The organism is Bifidobacterium sp. UBA6881, assembly GCA_002451435.1.
Classification (GTDB): Bacteria; Actinomycetota; Actinomycetes; order Actinomycetales; family Bifidobacteriaceae; genus Bifidobacterium.
Genome location: DKCF01000046.1, coordinates 10,672 through 13,674 on the forward strand (window position 1 = coordinate 10,672; position 3,003 = coordinate 13,674).

Annotated in this window: 2 protein-coding genes; both read right to left on the minus strand. The window is 62.0% G+C overall.

Translation table 11 applies throughout. The annotated features are described in order from the left end of the window. The coding region (locus B3C64_RS03865; RefSeq protein WP_291533861.1) for a C1 family peptidase at positions 1-1,325 on the minus strand (1,325 nt) is incomplete at its 3' end. After that, the gene (locus B3C64_RS03870; RefSeq protein ID WP_291533863.1) at positions 1,318-2,787 is read right to left on the minus strand and encodes a cell division protein; all 1,470 of its coding nucleotides are present in this window, start codon (positions 2,785-2,787) and stop codon (positions 1,318-1,320) included. The genes B3C64_RS03865 and B3C64_RS03870, both read right to left, overlap by 8 nt. Positions 2,788-3,003: the final 216 nt, after the last annotated feature.

The window sequence follows — 3,003 nt, forward strand, 5'->3', positions numbered from 1 at the left end:
CCCATCGGATCCCATGCGGGGAGCATGGTGGCGGGCTCTTCGAGGGCCTTGAGGTATTCCTCGGGAAGCAGCGCCTTCGGAACGGCGACCTCGTACACGTACTCGGTGAACCAATCGTCGCTCATGGTGAAGTAGCCCTTGTCGGCGATCTTCTCGCCCCAGGAGTTCTCCACGCGCCAGCGGCGGGTGGTGTGGCCGTCATCCGCCACATCCACGCCGACGAACGCCATGGCGTGGTTCATCGCGGAATCACCGTAGCGGACGCGGTCCTCCTTGTTCAGGTCGAAATCGAAGCCATACACCTTGCCGTATTCGAACAGGTCGGTGGCCCAAGCGCCGTTGTCGCGATCCATCATCGGATGGCAGTCGGCGCCGAACCACACCGGAATGCCCTGCTCCTGCAGGATGCGGCGCACACAGTCCTTCATGAACTGGTTCGGCACGTTCAGGTACTCGGTCGCGTCTCCGCCTGCGACATTGCCCAAGTGCTCGATGCCGATCTTCTTGCCCTTGGCGTGCTCCTGGCGAGGATCGTCGACCAGGCAGACGTAGCTTTCCAAATCGGCGGATCCCACGTACTTCTTCCAGAACTCGACCGGGGTGATCTCGCCGTCGCGGTGGAATTCGCCGTCCTTGTCGGTCCATTCCCAGTCGAAGCTCTTCGGCGGCTCGCCCAAATGGATGGTCAGGATGCGATGACCGGCGGCAGTGGCCTCGGCGATGATTGAATCGATCGAGGACGGATCGGCGTACATATGCGCCACAGCGGTGTGCAGCATGCGGCGCAGCTGCGTGTTCATCTCGCCGGTGTTCTTGGAGGACGCCGTCTCCGGGAAGAGGTCCTTCGGCACCGCGCCGTACTTCTTGTACACGTTCATGGCCATCGTCCACTGGCCGCCATCGCCCATCACGTCGGCGAGCAGATGCTGCACCAGACGGGAATCGGACGGTTCGCCGGCCTCGACCAAAGCGGCCATGTCCTTCAGGAAGTAGTTGACGCGCTCGAGCTTGTCGTAGTACATGGCGTAGTTCTGGGAGAACTCGAACTCCTTGAGGCCCATGTTCTTCTTGGCCACGAAACGCGCCACGTTCAGCGAACTGAACAGCCAGCAACGGCCCGAACGGTCCTGGTGGGTGACGGTGCCGTTGTCGACGATCGTGGAGAACCGGCGCTGCATCAGGCGCGCGCGATCATAGTTGCGCGCCACGTTGTTGATGCCGGCCACCGTGACGGCGTTCATCGCCATACGGTTGTGGTCGCTCGCCTCGAAATCATCGACGAGCCTCGTCAACGCATCTCCGCTCAACGGCGTGATGTCAGTCATTCTTGTGTTCCTCCTGTGCTTCATCCTCTGCGGAAGCGGACTGCGCTTCCTCGGACGGTTCTTCCGAAACGTCATCATTGTGCTGTTCGGAGACGACAGCATCGTTCTGTCCGGCGTCGGCGGCGCGCTCCTCAACGGATTCCTCGGATGCCGGAACGCCATCGGCCGCGCCCTGTCCGTCGGATGCCTCGCCGTCCACGGAATTCACCACGGACAGTCCGTTCGCGCCGAAACCGGCGAATGCGTTGGCGAACATCGCGCGCAACTCGCTGACGCGTTGCGTGATCTGCGCCTCGCGCTTCTGCAGCTCGGCGATGCGCTTCTGCACGCCTTCCAGTTCGTTCTTGGCGGCCTCGCGACGCTCCTCGACCAGATGATCGGCCTCTTCGGTGGCCTGCTTGACGATGCTCGCGGCCTGGCCGTCGGCGGCGTCACGCTTGTTGGCGGCGTATTCATCCGCCTGGTCGCGGGTGTTCTGGGCCTCCTCGATCAGCTCGTCGGCCTGCTTGCGTGCGGCCTCGCGACGCTCCTTGAGGTCGTTGATCAGCTCGTTGACCTTCTTCGTGGCCTCTTCCTGCTGCGCGGAGATGTCGGCGCGAATCTGCTCCACCTCGGCGTTGACCTGGCTCATGGTCTTGGTGCGATGCACCTCGGCCTCATCGGTGAGCTCCTGGGCCTTGGCCTTGGCGGTGTCGGTGATCTCGGAGGCGCGGCGCTGCGCGTCGGTCATCATCTTGGACACCTGCTCGCGCACGTCGGCAAGCTTCTTGTTGGCCTCGGCAAGCGCGTTTTCGATCTGGTCGTTGGTCTCGCTCTTCAGACGGGAGATCTCCTCATTGGCGCTTTTGCGCTGGGCCGCGATCTTCTCCGTCGCCGCTGCCTGCATGTCGGCAAGCTCGCGCTCCTGCTTGGCGCGCTCGACGGCCAGACGCTTGTCATGCTCCTCACGGGAATTCGTCAGTTCCAGATCGACCGTCTGACGCTGCGCCACCACGGACTTCTGCGCGTCGGCACGCAGATGGTCGGCCTCGCGCTTCGCCTTGGACTTCACGGCATCCGCCTCTTCCGAAGCCTTGGACAGCAGACTTTCCGCCTTCGCGTTGGCCTCGTCGGTGATGTGCTTGGCGTCGATCTTCGCGTTGTTCAACAGGGTTTCGGCCTGAAGCTGCACGTTCGCACGCACGGCGGAGGCGTCCTTCTTGGCACGGGCGAGCAGTTCGGAGCTCGTCTGCTCCGCGCTGGCGAGCATCTGCTGCGCGTTCGCGCCCAGGGAAGCGAAGGAATTCGGATTGGCCTTCTTGTTCTTCTCCTCCTGCAGTTGGCCCTGCAGTTCGAGAATCGTCCGGTCGTTGGCCTTGACCTGTTCACGAAGACGGTTCAGCGTCTCCTGTGCCGAGGCGAACGCCTCGTCGACCCTTTCCTTGTCATACCCCCTCAGCACGATTGGGAACTGATCCACCATAGTGATTCCTTTCGAGAATTCCCTTCCATGCGCATCTGCCAGCGCCTATCCGATTGAACTTTAGCGCACATGAAATGCACGACTCACGGCAGTCCCATAATTCTCACAGAGCGCACAGAAATCGTTCGAAACCATCGAAAGGAGGAAACGGCCCCTTTCATCAATCGCCGACCTATGCCGGAACCATGGCGCAGAGGACAGGCACATGACGGAATC

Coding starts and splice junctions, on each gene's coding strand:
- B3C64_RS03870 (WP_291533863.1), bottom strand. CDS start 2,787: ATGGTGGATCAGTTCCCAATCGTGCTGAGGGGGTATGACAAGGAAAGG.